At 28.8% G+C, this 18534-nt stretch carries 15 protein-coding genes; 9 read left to right on the forward strand and 6 right to left on the reverse strand.

Annotation, left to right across the window (positions count from 1 at the left end):
* Positions 1-564, forward strand: a complete 564-nt coding sequence (locus H9I45_RS01800) for a phosphatase PAP2 family protein (RefSeq protein WP_088353645.1) — start codon at positions 1-3, stop codon at positions 562-564.
* Positions 565-686: 122 nt separating this feature from the next.
* Here H9I45_RS01800 and H9I45_RS01805 read toward each other — a convergent pair whose 3' ends face one another.
* Positions 687-2681 (reverse strand): LTA synthase family protein, encoded by a 1995-nt coding sequence (locus H9I45_RS01805; protein WP_088353644.1) that lies wholly within the window; start codon positions 2679-2681, stop codon positions 687-689.
* Between the two features lie 141 nt (positions 2682-2822).
* On the opposite strand from H9I45_RS01805, the gene pheT reads away from it, so the two are divergent.
* The 3 genes from pheT to H9I45_RS01820 all read left to right on the forward strand — a co-directional run bounded on the left by pheT (position 2823) and on the right by H9I45_RS01820 (position 7104).
* On the forward strand, positions 2823-5249 hold the full coding sequence (gene pheT / locus H9I45_RS01810; RefSeq protein WP_088353643.1) for a phenylalanine--tRNA ligase subunit beta: 2427 nt from the start codon (positions 2823-2825) through the stop codon (positions 5247-5249).
* 65 nt (positions 5250-5314) lie between these two features.
* Positions 5315-6349, forward strand: a complete 1035-nt coding sequence (locus H9I45_RS01815) for a quinone-dependent dihydroorotate dehydrogenase (protein WP_088353642.1) — start codon at positions 5315-5317, stop codon at positions 6347-6349.
* Between the two features lie 140 nt (positions 6350-6489).
* On the forward strand, positions 6490-7104 hold the full coding sequence (locus tag H9I45_RS01820; protein WP_088353641.1) for a LysE family translocator: 615 nt from the start codon (positions 6490-6492) through the stop codon (positions 7102-7104).
* On the opposite strand, the gene H9I45_RS01825 is transcribed toward H9I45_RS01820, so the two are convergent.
* Positions 7090-8370 (reverse strand): APC family permease, encoded by a 1281-nt coding sequence (locus H9I45_RS01825; protein WP_088353640.1) that lies wholly within the window; start codon positions 8368-8370, stop codon positions 7090-7092. The two genes, H9I45_RS01820 and H9I45_RS01825, sit on opposite strands and share 15 nt — an antisense overlap.
* Positions 8363-9532, reverse strand: a complete 1170-nt coding sequence (locus H9I45_RS01830) for an MFS transporter (protein WP_088353639.1) — start codon at positions 9530-9532, stop codon at positions 8363-8365. The genes H9I45_RS01825 and H9I45_RS01830 overlap by 8 nt, the downstream gene beginning before the upstream one ends.
* Positions 9533-9616: 84 nt before the next feature.
* Here H9I45_RS01830 and H9I45_RS01835 point away from each other — a divergent pair, with 84 nt between their 5' ends.
* A complete protein-coding gene (locus H9I45_RS01835) occupies positions 9617-10474 on the forward strand; it encodes a hydroxymethylglutaryl-CoA lyase (protein ID WP_088353638.1) in 858 nt (285 codons plus the stop codon).
* A gap of 100 nt (positions 10475-10574) precedes the next feature.
* On the opposite strand, the gene H9I45_RS01840 is transcribed toward H9I45_RS01835, so the two are convergent.
* The 3 genes from H9I45_RS01840 to H9I45_RS01850 are packed head-to-tail and all read right to left on the reverse strand — an operon-like array spanning position 10575 to position 14162.
* The gene (locus H9I45_RS01840; protein ID WP_176397541.1) at positions 10575-13157 is read right to left on the reverse strand and encodes a carboxypeptidase-like regulatory domain-containing protein; all 2583 of its coding nucleotides are present in this window, start codon (positions 13155-13157) and stop codon (positions 10575-10577) included.
* Positions 13158-13199: 42 nt separating this feature from the next.
* Positions 13200-13895 carry a GLPGLI family protein gene (locus H9I45_RS01845; protein ID WP_088353636.1) on the reverse strand — a complete coding sequence of 232 codons (696 nt, stop codon included), beginning with the start codon at positions 13893-13895 and terminating at the stop codon, positions 13200-13202.
* 57 nt (positions 13896-13952) lie between these two features.
* Complete coding sequence (locus H9I45_RS01850) at positions 13953-14162, reverse strand: hypothetical protein (RefSeq protein ID WP_088353635.1); 210 nt, start codon at positions 14160-14162, stop codon at positions 13953-13955.
* 339 nt (positions 14163-14501) lie between these two features.
* On the opposite strand from H9I45_RS01850, the gene H9I45_RS01855 reads away from it, so the two are divergent.
* The 4 genes from H9I45_RS01855 to H9I45_RS01870 all read left to right on the forward strand — a co-directional run bounded on the left by H9I45_RS01855 (position 14502) and on the right by H9I45_RS01870 (position 18495).
* Positions 14502-16049, forward strand: coding sequence for a bifunctional metallophosphatase/5'-nucleotidase (locus H9I45_RS01855; protein WP_088353634.1), 1548 nt, complete (start codon positions 14502-14504; stop codon positions 16047-16049).
* A gap of 140 nt (positions 16050-16189) precedes the next feature.
* Positions 16190-17377: a porin gene (locus H9I45_RS01860; protein ID WP_088353633.1), complete on the forward strand. Its 1188-nt coding sequence runs from the start codon at positions 16190-16192 to the stop codon at positions 17375-17377.
* Positions 17378-17536: 159 nt separating this feature from the next.
* A complete protein-coding gene (locus H9I45_RS01865) occupies positions 17537-18007 on the forward strand; it encodes an FMN-binding protein (protein WP_228455008.1) in 471 nt (156 codons plus the stop codon).
* Positions 18007-18495: an Aq_1264-related membrane protein gene (locus tag H9I45_RS01870; protein WP_088353631.1), complete on the forward strand. Its 489-nt coding sequence runs from the start codon at positions 18007-18009 to the stop codon at positions 18493-18495. The genes H9I45_RS01865 and H9I45_RS01870 overlap by 1 nt, the downstream gene beginning before the upstream one ends.
* Positions 18496-18534 lie beyond the last annotated feature (39 nt).

Here is an 18534-nt window from a genome sequence, read left to right on the forward strand (position 1 = left end):
TTGTTAGACAGAATATTAAAAATAGATAAAGAAATTTTAGTTTTCCTAAATAATTTAGGGAACGAACACTGGGATCCTTTTTGGTTGTTTGTAACCAATCAATTCAATTGGGCTCCAGTGTTTATTCTTATCTTTTTTCTAATTATAAAATCTTTTGGTTGGAAACGTGGAGGATTTATGATTTTATCTATGATTATTTTGGTCGCTTTTTCAGATCAATTTACAAATTTTATTAAAAATTATACACAAAGATTAAGACCCAACAACGATCCAGAAATAGATCATTTGCTAAGAACTCTAATAAATCCACAAAGTTTTAGTTTTATGTCTGGGCATGCAACAACTTCTACATTTTTTATAATATACACAACCCTATTACTAAAAGGTAAATACAAATACAGTGCATTATTGTTATTCTTTCCAGTGTTGTTTTCTTACAGTCGTTTATACTTAGGTGTACATTTTCCTATTGATATTATAGTAGGAATAACAGTGGGAACCATTTTAGGAAACCTATATTTTACCCTTTATAAGAAAATAGACAAGGTCTCTTTTGCTAAATAAGTTTTCTTATATCTTTTAAAAGAAGAAAGCATCAAATTATAATTTAAAATAGATTTTATTTTATAACCACTTTGCAAATTTCTGTGTTTTTCTGTGTAAATCTTTGTGAAACAATTGCAACATTAACGTTTTTTATTATTGAAGTACAAATACTTTGTTGAATGGAAATAAGCAGAAAGAAGACTATCCATTTGCTGTGCTCTTACCAAATTATCTTCTTTAATATCTTTTAATCCTTTTGTTTTTAAATTGAATAAACTAGTTGTATTCGTAATATTGGTTTTCGAATAATACAAACTATCTTGTAAAAGACCCACTGCAGGTTCTCCATTTATTCCTAAGTAAACAAAAGAAGTAGTATTGGTTTGTGTGCTGTCTAACAAGTCGTTTCCTAAAGTATAATTCGTGTAATTTATCTTCGCTAAACTTGCTACTGTTGGAAACAAATCGATTAATTTTCCATTTTTAGAAATTGTTTCTGGCGCTACAAATTTGGGAGCATGAATTAAAAAAGGAACATGTTGTAATTGAATATTTAAATCGAATTCTTTTGGATATAAATCCGTTCTTTTCATGGCTGTATTGTGGTCTCCAAAAAACACGAAAATGGTATTATTATAATAACCAGATTGTTTAGCACGTTCTAAAAAACGACCAATATTAAAGTCTAAATATCGCAAAGCATTTAATTGGGCTACAGATTTAAAACCACTTTTTTCTAACAAATCTTCAGAAATTTCATTGTCTTTTAAAGGTTTATAAGATTCTTTTTCATTTGGAACAGTAAAAGGCATGTGGTTAGAAGCAGTTTGAATGTAAGCAACAAAAGGTTTTTCTTCTTTTTTTAATTTCTGAAGTTCTTGGTCAGATTCTTTAAACAATTCATAATCATCAATTCCCCAAACATCTGCTCTTTCTTCAGTTTTGTAACTTCCTTCTTCAAAGATTTTTAAATTGTTGATATTTGCCTGAAAAACACCTCTAATATTTGCCCAATTTGCACTTCCTCCTAAAAAATATAGTTTTTCATAGCCAGTAAATTGATCGAAAATAATACGTTGGTCTTGCAATAACGGATTTCTAGAAGCAGTTCTAACATCCTCAATATCTGGTAAACCTGTAACACTTGCAAAAACGCTGGCTGCAGTTCCAGATTTATGCACATAAAAATTAGGAAAACTCACACTTACTTGCGCTAACGAATCTAAAATTGGTGTCGATTTTATTGGATTTCCATAAAAACTCATGGGTTTTACACCAACAGATTCCATCATTACAATAACCACATTTGGTTTTTTTGTATATGTAGAATCAAAAACTACTTTTCTTTCAAAAGAAATTCTATCTTTTGGTAAGTCTAAATGTTTGGCAATAACAGGATAATATTTTTTAAATTCCTCCATATTTACGCCTTCACTTCTGTAAGCAAAACTATCAAAGAAATACAAAACAGGATTTAAAGTAAACTGATTAACAGCATTGTTTTTAGAGAAAAAAGCTTGGCTCCATCTTAAAGGATAATGCGAAAAACTACTATAAATTCCAAATGAAAGCAATAAAATAGTAGTGATAAAATAAAGCGCTTTTACTTTTTTAGAACGTTTTTCTTCAGCTTTAGTAAAACGATTATACATATATTTCGAAAACTTATAAATGATAAAAACCAATACTAATAATGCAAAAATTCCTTTATAAATAGGATAGCTTTCTACCAAAACCTGACCAGATATTTTCAAATTGGTTAAAAATCGAAGAGAAGAAGCATCTAAGCGAATGTTTAAATAATCGTAATAACCAAAATCAAACAGAAAAAATAAAGTGAGTATTAAGTAAGCAATTGATAAGTAAATGGTAGCAATTCTTTTGTAAATCTTATTTTTTAAAAAGCGATAATTTGTTATTAAAACAAGGATTGCCAATGGAAAAAAAGTAATAATGGCTAATTTTAAATCGAAACGAAGTCCTAAAAAGAAAGCTTTTCTAACTTCGGCTGTTGTAGCATTTTCTAAATCAGTAAAAAAACTGTAAAAAATAATTCTAAAAATACTTATAATAGCAAATAGAAAGAACACATTTGTAAAAATGTATTTTATATAATAGGGTATTTTTTTAAACATGAAACTGCATTAATTTACTGCAAAGATATTTATTTTATACTACTTCTTTAGATTGAGAATAGAACTTTAATTTTAGCTTAAAAATGCTTAAAAAAAGGAGAATTTCAGTAAATTTGCGCCTGAAAACTTCAAAAAGAAAATATGAAAATTTCGTACAATTGGTTAAAGCAGTTTCTACAAACAGATTGGGAGCCAGTAAAAACAGGAGAGTTATTAACTGATTTAGGATTGGAAGTAGAAGGTATAGAAACCAAAGAATCTATAAAGGGAAGCTTAAAAGGCATTGTTGTTGGCGAAGTTTTAACTTGTGTACAGCACCCAAATGCAGACAGGTTAAAAGTTACGACAGTAAATTTAGGATCTGGTGAACCTGTACAAATTGTGTGTGGAGCACCAAACGTTGCTGCTGGCCAAAAAGTACCAGTTGCTACTATTGGAACTGTTTTATATGACGATAAAGGAGAAGGTTTCAAAATTAAGAAAGGGAAAATAAGGGGAGAAGAAAGTCATGGAATGATTTGTGCCGAAGACGAATTAGGTTTAGGTTCTGGCCATGATGGAATTATGGTGTTAGATGCAGAAATAGCAGTTGGAACTCTAGCCTCAGCAGTTTTTAATATAGAAACAGATTACGTTTTCGAAATTGGTTTAACACCAAATCGTTCAGATGCTATGAGTCATTTTGGTGTGGCAAGAGATTTAAAAGCAGGTTTAATACAGCAAGATGTAAATTTAGAGTTAATATCTCCTTCTGTAAGCGATTTTCATGTAGATGAAAGAACGTTAAGAATCGATGTAGAAGTAGAAGATAAAGACCAAGCACCAAGATATTGTGGAATTACAATTACAGATGTAGAAGTTAAAGAATCTCCAGAATGGATTCAAAATAGATTAAAAGCGATTGGAATTACACCTAAAAATAACATTGTAGATATTACAAATTATGTGTTACATGAACTGGGACAGCCTTTACATGCTTTTGATGCTCAAAAAGTAAAAGGCAATAAAATTTTAGTAAAAACTTTAGAAGAAGGAACAAAATTTACCACTTTAGATGAAGTGGAAAGAGAATTGTCTTCAGATGATATTATGATTTGCGATGGAGATTCAAATCCTCTTTGTATTGCAGGTGTTTTTGGAGGTTTGCAATCTGGAGTTACAGAAAATACGACTTCTATTTTTTTAGAAAGTGCTTACTTTAATCCTGTTTCAGTTAGAAAAACTGCGAAAAGACACGCTTTAAATACAGATGCTTCTTTTCGTTTCGAAAGAGGAATTGATATTAATATGACAGAGTATGCATTAAAACGTGCAGCTTTACTAATTGAAGAATATGCAGGTGGTAAAATGGCTTCAGATGTTTCTGATTTTTATCCTGTAAAAATTGAAGATTTTCAAGTATTCTTATCTTATGAAAACGCTTACAGATTAATTGGACAAGAAATTCCAAGAGAAACGATTAAAAACATATTAGCGTCTTTAGAAATTAAAATTAATAGCGAGACAGAAGGAGGTTTAGGATTAACAATTCCTTCCTACAGAACTGATGTTCAGAGAGAAGCAGATATTATCGAAGAAATTTTAAGAGTATATGGTTATAATAATATTGAGTTTTCTCATAAATTAAACACGTCTATTTCTTTTGATTCTAATAAAGAAACAAAGATTGAAAATGTTGTTGCTAACCAATTAACTGCACAAGGTTTTAATGAAACCATGGCAAACTCATTAACAAAGCCAGAATACGCAACTTTATCGGAAAATATTAATGAGCAAGCAAATGTAGAAATGCTAAATCCATTAAGTAACGATTTGAAAGTAATGCGTCAATCTTTATTGTTTAGTGGTTTAGAATCAGTTGCTTATAATATTAATAGAAAGAATAATTCTTTAAAGTTTTACGAGTTTGGTAAAACTTATCATAAATATTCAGAAAAATACCAAGAAGACAAGCATTTAACACTTTTTGTAACTGGTAATAGAACAAATGATAGTTGGAAAGTATCAGCTCAAAAATCGGATTTCTTTTATGTAAAAGGAGTAATTAAAGGTGTTTTAAGCAGATTAGGAATCGATAATTTAAAATCGACACCAAGTAAATTAGATGTTTTTTCTGAAGGAATTTCCTTTGGATTAGGAAAAATGAAATTGGTAGATTTCGGAGTTGTAAAAAACAGTTTGTTAAAAGAATTCGGAATTAAACAAGAAGTTTTATATGCTGATTTTAATTGGGATACCATTTTAAAATTAACAGGAAATAAAAATATTAAAGTAACTGAATTAACAAAATTCCCAGCTGTAAAAAGAGACTTGGCATTGTTGCTAGATTCTAAAACAGCTTTTAAAGAAGTGTATAATTTGGCTTTTCAGTCAGAAAAGAATTTACTAAAAGAGGTAGATTTGTTTGATGTTTATGAAGGAGACAAATTACCAGAAGGTAAAAAATCGTATGCAGTTAGTTTTTTATTACAAGACGAAACAAAAACGTTGGCAGACAAACAAATAGATAAAATAATGCAAAAATTACAGCAAACATTCGAAAAGAATTTAGATGCTGTTTTGCGATAGGATGTATGAAGTCGAGTGTTGGAATTTAAGAAAGTCTAAAAATAAAACAGTAAATTATAATAGAAATGTATAAATTAATAATAAGACCAATTTTATTTCTATTCGACCCAGAAAAGGTACATTATTTTACATTTTCTTTAATTAGAATTTTATGTAAAATTCCTTTTGGAGCTTCTGTTTTTAGAAGTATGTATCAGGTGAATGATAAACGCTTAGAGAAAAATTTATTTGGTTTAACATTTAAGAATCCTGTTGGATTGGCAGCTGGATTCGATAAAAATGCGGTTTTATATAACGAATTGGCAAATTTCGGTTTTGGTTTTATTGAAATTGGAACAGTAACTCCAAAAGGGCAAATTGGAAATCCTAAGAAAAGATTGTTTCGTTTAAAAGACGATCAAGGTATAATCAATAGAATGGGTTTTAATAATGATGGTGTAGAAGAAGCCATTAAAAATCTAAAGAAAAACAAACATAAAGTTCTTATTGGTGGAAATATTGGTAAAAATACAGATACCAAACCAGAAAATTATACGCAAGATTATATTGCTGTTTTTAAAGAATTACATCCTTTTGTAGATTATTTTGTATTAAATGTAAGTTGCCCAAATGTGGGAAGTCATGCAAAATTAAATGATAAAGATTATTTGGTTGAATTGATTACTGCTTGCCAAAAAGAAAATAATATTTTTAAAATTAAAAAACCAATTTTATTAAAAATCGCTCCAGATTTAAATGATATTCAATTAGATGAAATTATAGAGTTGGTTGCAGAAACAAAAATTGATGGAGTGATAGCATCAAATACTTCTACTTCTAGAGATAATTTAAAAGCTTCTAAAGAACGTTTAGCAGAAATAGGAAATGGTGGAGTAAGTGGAAAACCTATTAAAAATCAAAGCACGAAAGTAATAAAATATTTAGCGGATAAGTCTAACAAATCGTTTCCAATTATTGGAGTAGGAGGAATCCACTCAGCAGAAGACGCCTTAGAAAAATTAGATGCTGGTGCAGATTTGGTTCAGGTATATACAGGTTTTATTTACGAAGGTCCAAGTTTAATTAAAGAGATTAATAAGGTTGTTTTGGATAGATTATAATTTAGGTTCTGTCATTCCTGCGAAGGCAGGAATCCAAACATAGTTTATAAGTAATCAATTACAATTCATAACAAATAAATTCCGTGAATTCGTGGCAATTTTATAACATATAATTCTGTGTCACTATTTTAAAATAATTCATGACAGAAACATTAATCTCTTTTATAATTGCAACTTCTGTCCTTGCAGTTTCTCCAGGACCAGACAATATTTTTGTATTGACACAAAGTATTGTAAATGGTAAAAAGTATGGTTTAGCAACCGTTTTTGGATTGATGACAGGTTGTATCATTCATACAACTTTAGTAGCATTTGGAGTTTCAACAATTATAAAAGAAAATGAAAATTTATTCCTAATTATTAAAATTTTAGGCGCGAGTTATTTATTATTTCTGGCATATCAGGTTTATAAAAGCGGTGCAGAAATTTTAATTTCTACAGAAAATGTACCACAAAAAAGTACCTTTCAATTGTTTAAAACGGGTTTTTTAATGAATGTTTTAAATCCGAAAGTAACTATTTTCTTTTTAGCTTTTTTTCCTCAGTTTTTGTTTTCATCAAAAATGTCTACAATCTTCCAATTCTATATTTTAGGCTTTCTTTTTATCTTGGTTTCTTTTGTTGTTTTTGGAAGTATAGCTGTTTTGGCAGGGAAAGTATCAACATATTTAAAGCAACATAAAAAAACAGGTTTGTACTTAAAATGGGCACAAATTATTGTTTTTGTTGCGATTGCAGTTTTAATTTTGATTTAGTTTTCTCTTGTAAACAAATTCTAACAAGAAACAACCAAAAATTATAGAAAAAGAAACAATTATACCTAATTTATTGTTTTTAAATTGCTGAATTATAAGCACCACCAAAGCAATTAAACAAACAATAAAACCAGTTAGATGAATAAGTTTTTTACTATTCATTTTACTTGAAAGTCGATATCCAGCAAAATTAACGATTGCAAAAATCGATAAAAACCCAATACTTCCAGCTGTTGAAATACTTTCTAAATTTAGTGTATTTGTTACAATTAAAGTAAGAATCGCAGTAATTAATAAACCAATAGGTTGGTTCCAAAAAACACTTGTAAATGCGTGTGGTAATTCATCATCTTCAGCAATTTCGAAGCTAACTCTGCTTCCTCCATAAAGTGATGCGTTTATGGCTGAAAAAGTAGAAATTAAAGCTGCAATTGTTATAATTGTAAAGCCAATTTTGCCTAACATTGGTTTTGCAGCTTCCGCTAAAACGTAATCTTCTGCAGTCGCAATTTTATTAAAAGGTAAAGAACCAATTGTAACAATTGCAATAATAACGTAAAGAATAATTACAAAAATTACAGAGTAATAATAGGCTTTAGATATATTTTTATCTGGATTTTTAATATCTGGAGCTGCGTTTGCAATGAGTTCAAAACCTTCGTAAGCTACAAAAATAACCATTCCTGCCGCAATTATATTTATGGAATTTTCCCAATTATCTATCGAAAACTGACTCAAATTTTCGTTACCAACTAATCCATAAGAACCAATAATTATAAAGCTTAATAAAATTAGTAGCTTAATAATTACTGAAATAGATTCAATTTTACTTACTACAGCAATACTATAATAATTAATGGCAGTTGCTAAAATGATAATAAAACTTGCATAAAAATGAAAATTTAAAGTAGAAGATTCAAAAATTTTGAAAAGATTTGGAGCATAAGAACCAAATGCAGAAGCATAAAGTGATAACATAATAATATAACTGATCCACAATAAATTATTAACGGTTCCACTAAAAATGGTTTTCCCAAAAGCAACATTTATAAACTTTACAGTTCCACCTCTATCAGGAAAGGTATTAGATAATTTTGCATAACTGTAAGAAGTAAGCAACGCAATAATTCCTGCAATTAAAAAAGAAATTGGAGTTGCGCCTTTTGCTAAAGAAACTGCCAATCCTAAAACTGCAAAAATTCCTCCACCAACCATGCCTCCAATTCCAATAGACATTGCTTCTTTTAAACTGATTTTTTTACTCATATTTCTTTTGAAGAACAAAAATTCCTACTATTGGTCCAATTGCTAAGATTAAAAATATATTATTGTTGCTATAAGTTTGAAATAAAACGCTAATAAGCTGAATGCTAATAATCGTAATAAAAAAACCAATAGAATTTACAATGGTTAATGCTGTTCCTTTGTTTTCTGAAATTACGTTTTGTGCGACTAAGGTAGAAAATAATGGAGAATCTGCGATTACAACCATTCCCCAAAATAGCAAATAAGCGATAAAAACTATTTCATTATCTATCATAAATGCAAAAGGAAGTAATAAACAACAAAACCCAGATAATAATAAAGATGCAAAAGCAGTACGTTTAATACCCAGTTTTTCTGAAATAAAACCTCCTAAGACGCACGCTAAACTCCCAATTCCAATTACAAAAAAGGAAATTAGAGATATATTAAAATCAGCATTTTTATGAAGATTTAAGTAGATTTTTAAGAAAACAGGAACGAACGTCCAAAAGGCATATAATTCCCACATATGTCCGAAATAACCGAAAGCCGCTTGTCGAAATTTATTGTTTTTAAATATTTTGAAGCAAATAGAAATATCTAATTTCGATGCTTTTTTACGAAAAGGGCCATCAGGAATCAATATGAATATTAAGAAACCACCTATAAAAGCCAAAATAGAAGTTGTGTATAACACACTTTTCCAATGAAAAACACTAGAAGTCGCTTTTAAAATATGTGGAAGTGCAGTACCTAAAACCAAAGCGCCTACCAAAAAAGAGAGCGATTTCCCCAATCCTTTTTTGTAATAATCGGTTGCTATTTTCATTCCTACAGGATAAATTCCTGCTAAAAAGAAACCTGTTAAGAATCTAAAAGCTAATAATGTATTTAAATTATTGTCTTCCCAAGTTAAACCTAAATTGAAAATCCCACCTAAAAGAGCACAAATAAAAAACACTTTAGAAGGAGAAAAACGATCTGTAATTGTAAATAAGGCAAAGAGTAAGGTTCCAATAATAAAACCAAACTGTACTGCTGCAGTTAAATTACCAAGTGCAGATGCCTCTAATTGATACACATTCACTAGATCTGTAATTACTCCATTTCCTGCAAACCAAAGAGACGTACAGAAAAACTGCGCAATAACAATAATTGGTAAAATGTGTTTTTTAATATTCATTTTAGAATAACGAAAGTACCAAAAAGCAATTAATAATTTCAGTAAAAATTTTAGAACTACAGTAGTTTCTGTATATTTGAATCAATGAAAAAAGTCAAAATCATAGAATGTCCTAGAGACGCAATGCAAGGAATAAAATCTCATTTTATTTCTACTGAGAAAAAAGCATTGTATATCAATTCACTTTTAAAAGTTGGTTTTGACACGATTGATTTTGGCAGTTTCGTTTCTCCGAAAGCAATCCCGCAAATGCGAGATACAGCAGCTGTTTTAGCGAAATTAGATTTGTCTAAAACCAATAGTAAATTATTGGCAATTATCGCAAATGTAAGAGGAGCAGAGGACGCATCTAAATTCGAAGAAATCGATTATTTAGGCTATCCTTTTTCTATTTCCGAGAATTTTCAAATGCGAAATACGCATAAAACCATTGAAGAATCGATAGAAACTTTAGATAAAATTCTAACCATTGCAGATAAAACGAGTAAAGAGGTAGTTGCTTATTTATCTATGGGATTTGGAAATCCTTATGGAGATCCTTGGAATGTAGAAATTGTTGGAGATTGGACAGAAAAATTAGCCAAAATGGGTGTGAAAATTTTATCACTTTCAGACACTGTTGGTAGTTCTACTCCAGAAGTTATTGACTATTTATTTTCCAACTTAATTCCACAATATTCACAAATAGAATTTGGTGCACATTTACATACAACTCCAGATAAATGGCACGAAAAGGTAGATGCCGCTTTTAAAGCTGGTTGTAATAGATTCGATGGAGCAATTAAAGGTTATGGAGGTTGTCCAATGGCAAAGGACGAATTAACTGGAAATATGCCAACTGAAAAATTAGTTAGTTATTTTACTGCTCAAAAAGCAGATACAAATATAAAACCAATGAGTTTCGAGAGCTCTTACAATAAGGCTTTGGAGGTTTTTATTTAGTGTTTTTGCAATTTAACAAACATATTTACAAGGGGTTAAAACTCATTGCTGTTGAGTTGTTTTTTATTTTCTTTCTAAGAAATAAGAGTTGCAAATAATTTTAAAGTTTATAAATAACTTTTAAAAAAAACGTTCTTGGAAACACATATCTTCTTGTTTCAGAAAATAAAAAAGAAGACAAACTAGAACTTACTTTAGAGGTATTGTTGCCAATATTGTTTCCCATAATTTCAAATGCCCAAGGACTATTTTCTTTCTGATAAAAAATGGAAGCATTTAATTCATTAAAAGAATTGGTGTTATTTGTTGCATTATTTTTATAATAGTTATACAAATATTCAGTTTTAAAAATCCAATCTCCTTTTTCATAATCTGCTGCAAGATCTAACTTAGAAAGGTTAGAAATACTGCTAAAAAAAGGATTTGTATTATCGTTATAAGTCTGCGAATAAGAAAAATCTATATTTGGCTTGTCTTCGTAAACGGTTCTAAAAGTTGCTCTTGTTAAAAAAGAATTGTCTATCGATTTAATTTCATTTTTGTTAACGATAGTCGCATAATTGGCATTTCTATACTCGCCCAATAAGGTTGCTCTCCAATATTTGTAACTGTAAACAACTTTAAAATTTGTGGTTAAAGATTTGTTTGGTGTATCTATATTTATAGCATTAAAAATATTGTTTGTATTATAAGTATTCTGAATTTGATTGTACTTTAATCGATAAGAAATACCAGGATAATAACTCCATCCATAGGTTCTGTATTTTCTATATTTAAGACTTATAAAATGATAAAAAGTCTCTCTTAAATCGGTATTTCCAACATAAATATTATTGTAACTGTTTAGAATATTATTTGTAATTAATTGCCTTGTATTTGGAAACGTATTGGTAAGATTGTATTTAAATGTAAGTTCTTTTCTGGTAGAAAAATCCCAATCAAGCTCAATTTTTGGTAGAATTAAGTCCGATTTATAAGAGTTGTTTACTCCATCGTTAGAAGTTGTTCTGTAGTAATTTTGATATTTAATTTCCGCAGTTACAATCGCATCTCCAATTAGTTTTTTGTATAAAACACTGGTAAAAATGGTAAACTGATTGTGTTTTAAATTATTATTAAAGTCATTAAACTGGTTATTACCTTGTAGCAAATTATTTGTAAAAGTGTTTTGTTCGTAATTATTACCCACATTAAAATAAAGATGATTCACATTATCTAGAATCCAAAAATGTTTTAAAGCAGTATTGTATTCGAACTTTTCAGAAGAAGAATTCTGATAAATATTAATCTTCTTATTTTCGTCAATTGGAATGCTATTTGGGAAAATATTGGTATTTGTAAGCCAATTATTATCGTCGTTCATTTTATTGAAATCAAAATCTACAATAGCCTGAGAAGTGTGATTGGTAGAAAACTTTTTCTCTGCTTTTACATAAGATTTTATTTTTTTAGAAGTAATAAAATTGTTTTCATTAAAGTTGATAACTGTATTTTCTAAATCTCTATTATTCTGTATAGACTGCTTAATATTCGTGGTTTCGAACTTCGTAAAATATTTAATTCTGGTATCTTCATCTGGTTTGTAAAGCAGTTGTATTTTTCCTAAAAATAAATTTTTATCATTATTTTCGTCTTCTCTTATCTTCTCTATAAGATTATCTACCAAATAATTTCTAAAGTTTTCCATTCGGCTATCAGAATTATCTGAAAGTGCAATTAGAAAAGAACTAAAACTAACCTTTTCATTTATTTGCCATTGCATATTAAAACCGCCAAATTTATGCTTGCTATTGGTAATATTTTGGTTTCTAAGAAGTTTTACAACAGGAGATTGAATGATACTTCTTAAATTATTGAGATCAAAACCACCTTCAAAATTTATATAATCTCTAAGTGTAAAAGACTTTTTATTGGTATTGTTATAATCGCCAATAAAACTATAATTAATATTTGGGCTGTATTTAAATAGGGCAGGATGCACTAAATAACGATCTTTTACACCCAAACCTGTTTCAATGTCACCAAAAACGAACTTTTTCTTGTCTTCCTTTAAGTTGATGTTCATGGCAATTTCTTCAGATTTATCTAAACCTTTCATAAAAGGGTTTTCGTGATAATCTTCAATAACATCTATTTTAGCAATTACATCTGCAGGAATATTATTTACAGCTAATTTCGTATCACCTGTAAAAAACTTTTTATTATCCACTAAAAGAGTGGTTACTTTTTTTCCTTTTACAGTTACATTTCCTTTTTTATCGACTTCTACACCAGGCAATTTTTTTAAAACCTGCCTTAGTTTTCGTTCTTTCCCATTTGTAAAAGCATCTACATTGTAAGTGGTGGTATCTTTTCTAACTTTTACAGGAATTTCGTATTTAATTACAATTTCCTCTAATTTATTAGGGTCTTCTTGAAGGATAAAATTTACAATACTATCTTTTTTAGGAGCAATTAGTACTTCTTTTCTGGTAATGTATCCCATAAAACTAATCGATAAATTATAGGTAGTATTTTTTGCCAATGATAAAGAATAATTACCATCAATATCACTAACAAAATAGACCAATTTCCCTTTGTTTGTTGGAAAAGCTAAGATATTAGCACCTGTTAAAGGTTGTTGATTGCTGTCTATTATTTTTCCTTTTAAGATAGATTGAGAAATCGTGAAGTTCGACATCATTAAAAACATTAGAAAAATGAAAAAATTTATTTTCATAAGTTTTTAATCTTTTGTAACTTTTCTAGCTTCTCTACTTAGTCTTATCATTTCTTTAACGCTAATTTTAGTTCCTTTTTTTAGTTCAGGAATTTTTAATTTTTTCTTAGGGTTTAAAGTAATTTTATCAACCATATAATAAAAGCGGTTGCCTATCTCTAATTTCAAAATTAAACCAGGTAAGCCACCATAACCTCCAGGACCATAAGGGACAGGTATTTTTGGAGCATACCAAGCTGTATATTCTATAATTGATCCAAATCTTAATACTTCTTTTTTTGTTGCTTTGTAACAAGTAAAACCATCAATAATTTTAAATTCATTACTTAATTCCCAATCTCTCATTTTGTAACTAAAATCAACATTATAGTCTTTATTTAAAATGCTCGTGTAATAAGTAGATAGTCTCTCTAAATTATTAAATTGATGCCATTTATTGTAAGATTTGGCAATAATAGCAGCACTCTTAGCTTCAAGAGGATACAATGGAATATTTTTTTCTTTTTTAAAAAAAGACTTTTCAGAATTGTAAATTAGTTTTAGAGATAATCGATTTATTTCTTCATTAATTTTTCTCGCCATTTCTGGATTTGAGGCTTTATTTTTTATAGTATTAGTAACTTTATATATAATAATTCCCGTTTGAGAAAAAATGTTTATATTATATATTAATATTGCTATTAGTAAGATGCTTTTTTTCATAATTTATTTTTATAGGAAGAGATTTATATAAATCTCTTCCTAATTTTTTAAATTTTTTTATTCATTACCCATACATTCATTATAACCAACTTGATAATGAGCTTCTGCTTCAGCTTCACTCATCTCTCCTATATATTCTTCTACAAAACCTAAATACTCACATGCTTCAGCATGGCAATCGGTAGGGTTAATAATTTCATTGTTCGTATTCGCATTTAAAGATGTAATACCTGCTACAAAGGCAAGTGTTAAAATTACTTTTTTCATAATAAAAGTTTTAAAAATTTAATTAATTTAATTTTGTTCTAAGCTATGAGGTGTATTACATTTGTAATACTTTCCTCGGTTTGTCTTTTGTTTATGTTACATAGGCATTTGTATTTAGTTAAACATTATTGGTATACTGTTTTATTTAAATTTTACGAACCGAGGTTTTATTCTTAAATAGTAACTATTTAAAAATATAATAACTTCGTACGAGATTAAATACCAACACATGTTGGCATTAAAATTTAATCCTAAATTGTAATGAAAAGAAAGCAATTTTTTCTTTTCATCCCCCAAACAATTTCAGTGGATGATAACCAAATGTAAAAAAAAAAAAAAATGAGTTCTACAAATATTTTTGCCAAAATTTTTGAAAACAAGTATTTATACTTGTTTTTCTTATTAATTATAACAGCCTGTTCTTCAATAAAAAACACATCAAAAGACAATAAAAAAATAAATTTCACTTTTTTACAATTAAATGACGTTTACGAAATCGCTCCAATTCAAGGAGGCGAATTTGGAGGAATGGCAAGAGTAGAAACTGTGCATAAAAACTTACTAAAGGAAAACGAAAACACACTACTTTTTATGTCAGGAGATTTTCTGAATCCGTCTTTAATAGGAACCTTAAAAGTCGATGGAGAAAGAGTTCGTGGAAAACAAATGGTAGAAGTTATGAATGCCATGAATTTCGATTTGGTCGCTTTCGGAAATCATGAATTCGATTTATCGCAACAAGATCTTCAAAAAAGATTAAATGAAAGTAATTTTCCTTGGATTTCTGCCAATGTAAACCTAAAAACAAAAGAAGCTACAATTCCTTTTTACAAAGAACAAAATGGAATTGTTAAATCTGTTAACAAAACGTTTATTAAAGAATTGGTAGATGCAGATGGCACAAAAATAAAAATAGGTTTTATAAGTGTTTGTATTCCTTCAAACCCAAGAGATTATGTGGAATATGGAAACATGATCATCAAAGCAAAAGAATCTTATAATTCCATAAAAGATAGTGTAGATGTAGTTTTCGGTTTAACACATGTAAAATTAATGCACGATAAAAGAATTGCCAAATTACTACCTAATGTTCCTTTAATAATGGGAGGTCATGAACATGCAAATAGCAATAATTTTGTTGGGAATGTTCAAATATCGAAAGCAGATGCGAATGCAAAAACAGTGTATATCCATCGTATTTCTTACGATAAAAAAACAAAGAAAGCCATTGTAAAATCTGAATTGAAAGAAATCAATTCAACCATTAAAACAGATGAAAACGTGGGTAAAATTGTAGATAAATGGGAAAACATTTTAAATACAAGAATTAAAGATGTTATTAAAAACCCTGAAGAAATTATATACAAAACAGCCATTCCTTTAGATGGTAGAGATTATAAAATTAGAAGCGAATCAACCAATTTAGGACAAATTATTACAAAAGCAATGTCTTTTGCTTATGGTAATAAAGTAGATGCAGCAATCGTAAATGGAGGTTCTATTCGTATTGACGATCAATTAGTTGGTAATATTACACCTGTAGATATTTTTAGAGTTTTGCCTTATGGAGGAGATATTGTAAAAGTAGAATTGAAAGGAAATTTACTAAAAAGAGTTTTAGATTATGGCAAAAAAGCGAGGGGAACAGGCGCATATTTGCACAGACATAATATCGAATTTAAAAACAATACTTGGTGGATAAATAACCGACATATAAATTCTTCTCTTACTTACACAGTCGCTTTTTCAGATTATTTATTAAAAGGATTCGATATTCCTTTTTTATCAGATAAAAGTGAAGAAGTTCTTGCTATTTATCACCCTAAAAAAGAAGAACTCGCACATGATATTCGAAAAGCTGTAGTAGAATATCTAAAAAAACAATAATTTTTTATTTATGATTATCAATTAGTTATCTCTGTTCTCATTCTCTTATTTTAATTTATTCTAAATAAACTTTGAAGAACTAATTTTGAGGCTTATATTTGCCAAAAATTAGAAAATTATTTATAATCAATCTTAATAAAATGAACAAGTTTTTAACATTGGCAATTGCTGCTGTATCAACCATTACAATTTCAGCACAAAATTCACGACAAGATTCAATTAATAATCCAAATTATCAGGTAAATACAGCACAACGTATTTTAAATGGAAACATTAATACAAAAGGTGTTACAGTTGGTGGTTATGGTGAAATAACATACAATAGAAAAGAAAATAACAATGCAGAATTAGATGTACAACGTTTGGTTTTGTTATTTGGTTATAAATTTGATGATAGAACACAATTTATTACAGAAGTAGAATTCGAACATGTAAAAGAAGTATTTGTAGAGCAAGCTTTTTTACAATATTCTGTGAGTGATAATGTAAATTTAAGAGCTGGTTTAATGTTAGTTCCAATGGGAATTATTAACGAGTATCACGAACCTACCACTTTTAATGGAGTAGAAAGACCAAGTATGGATGGTTCTATAATTCCAACAACTTGGCGTGAAATTGGAGTAGGAGTTTCAGGAAGATATAATGAAGCTTCTTTACGTTATCAAGCTTATTTATTTAATGGATTTGTTTCTACAACTTCAGATGGAAATGGAAATATTACAGGAGGAAATATAGGAGGAAGTTCTGGGTTAAGAGGAGGAAGACAAAAAGGGGCAAAATCTACGATGAATAATATAAATTTTTCTGGAAAATTAGATTATTATGGATTGCCAGGATTGCGTTTAGGATTGTCTGGTTATTTTGGTAGAACCCAATCTCCTGCAGATGTAGAAAATATTGATGGAGCAGATGTTGGGCTTTCTATGATTGGTTTAGATGCAAGATATGCATACCAACGTTTTACAGCAAGAGGTCAGTTTATTAAAGGAAATTTATCTGATACAGAAGATTACAATACTGCAACTGGTTCTAATTTAGGAAGCGCTTTGCAAGGATATTATTTAGAGGCAGCCTACAACTTATTACCACAGAGAAAAAAACAACAGTTATTTGGTTTTGTAAGATATGAAGACTTTAATACACATGCTTCTGTGGAAGGTAATTTAACGAAAGATTTAAGTTACGACAGACAAGAGTGGACTTTAGGTTTAAGTTATAAAATAGCACCTGGAGCAGTTGTAAAAGGAGATTATCAAATTAAAAACAATCAAGTTGTTGGTGGTTCTTCTGTAAACCAATTGAATTTAGGATTGGGAGTTTGGTTCTAACAAACAAAATATTTAAATGTAAAGTTGAGATAAAACATTGTTTTGTCTCAACTTTTTCTTTTTATTTAGACTAAATCTAATTATTTTTGCATCATGAATAAAAACAAATTTTATTTCTTTATAATTCTACTAGTTTCATTGGTATGTTTTTCATTTACAATGCCAGATAAAATTAAGAAAAAAGTTAAAAAAGAAATTTCTAAGGTTTTTGAGGTAAAAGATTTTCAATTAAAATTGATAAAAATTGAAGATTCCATCAATAATAAGTTGATTAAAAAGATAGGAGCAGACCATCTTTTTAAAATTGAAAAAAATAATGAAATAATTGGTTACGCCTACGTAGATAAAGCACCAAGCAAAACAGATGAGTTTGATTATCTTGTTTTGTTAGACAAAGATTTAATCGTAGCAAAAACAAAGGTTTTAGTGTACAGAGAAGATTATGGAGGCGAAATAGGAAGCACTCGTTGGTTAAAACAATTCATTGGAAAAAAAGCGACAGACAATTTAAAATATAGAGAAGATATAATTGCCATTTCTGGAGCAACAATTTCTGCAAGTTCTATGACAATTGCCATGAACCAATTTCTTCAAAATTTAGAAATTCTTCATAATAACAACGTTTTATAATGAAGTTTCACGGCTTAATCCATCAATTTCCTAGAGAAATAAAGCTTTTAATTATTGCTTTTATTTGTACATTAAGTATCGGTTTTTATAGCGGAATCTCATTTGTAAGATCTACAACAAACGCAAATCCTAATGGTATAGAACAGCGTTATTTAGGAAACGAAGATGATGAAAATGCCACAGAAATGATGTTTAAAAAATCTGAAGGAGAAATTATGACTACAGTTCACAGTCATATTTTATCCTTATCAGCAATTTTCTTTTTAGTCGCTTTCATTTTATCTACAACATCTATCAATATAAAATTGAAATTATTTTTAATGATAGAGCCTTTTTTCTCTCTAGTTTTTACTTTCGGAGGAATTTATTTATTGTGGAAAGACATTCACTTTATGAAATACGTAATAATGGCTTCCGGTTTTCTAATGACAGCAACGTATTCTGTATCCATTTTCATTATTTTGAAGCAAGCAATTTCTAAAAAATAAACTCCTTATTTTTTAAACCTTAAAATTCAATAATATGTT

It is taken from the genome of Polaribacter haliotis, assembly GCF_014784055.1.
GTDB classification, from domain to species: Bacteria; Bacteroidota; Bacteroidia; order Flavobacteriales; family Flavobacteriaceae; genus Polaribacter; species Polaribacter haliotis.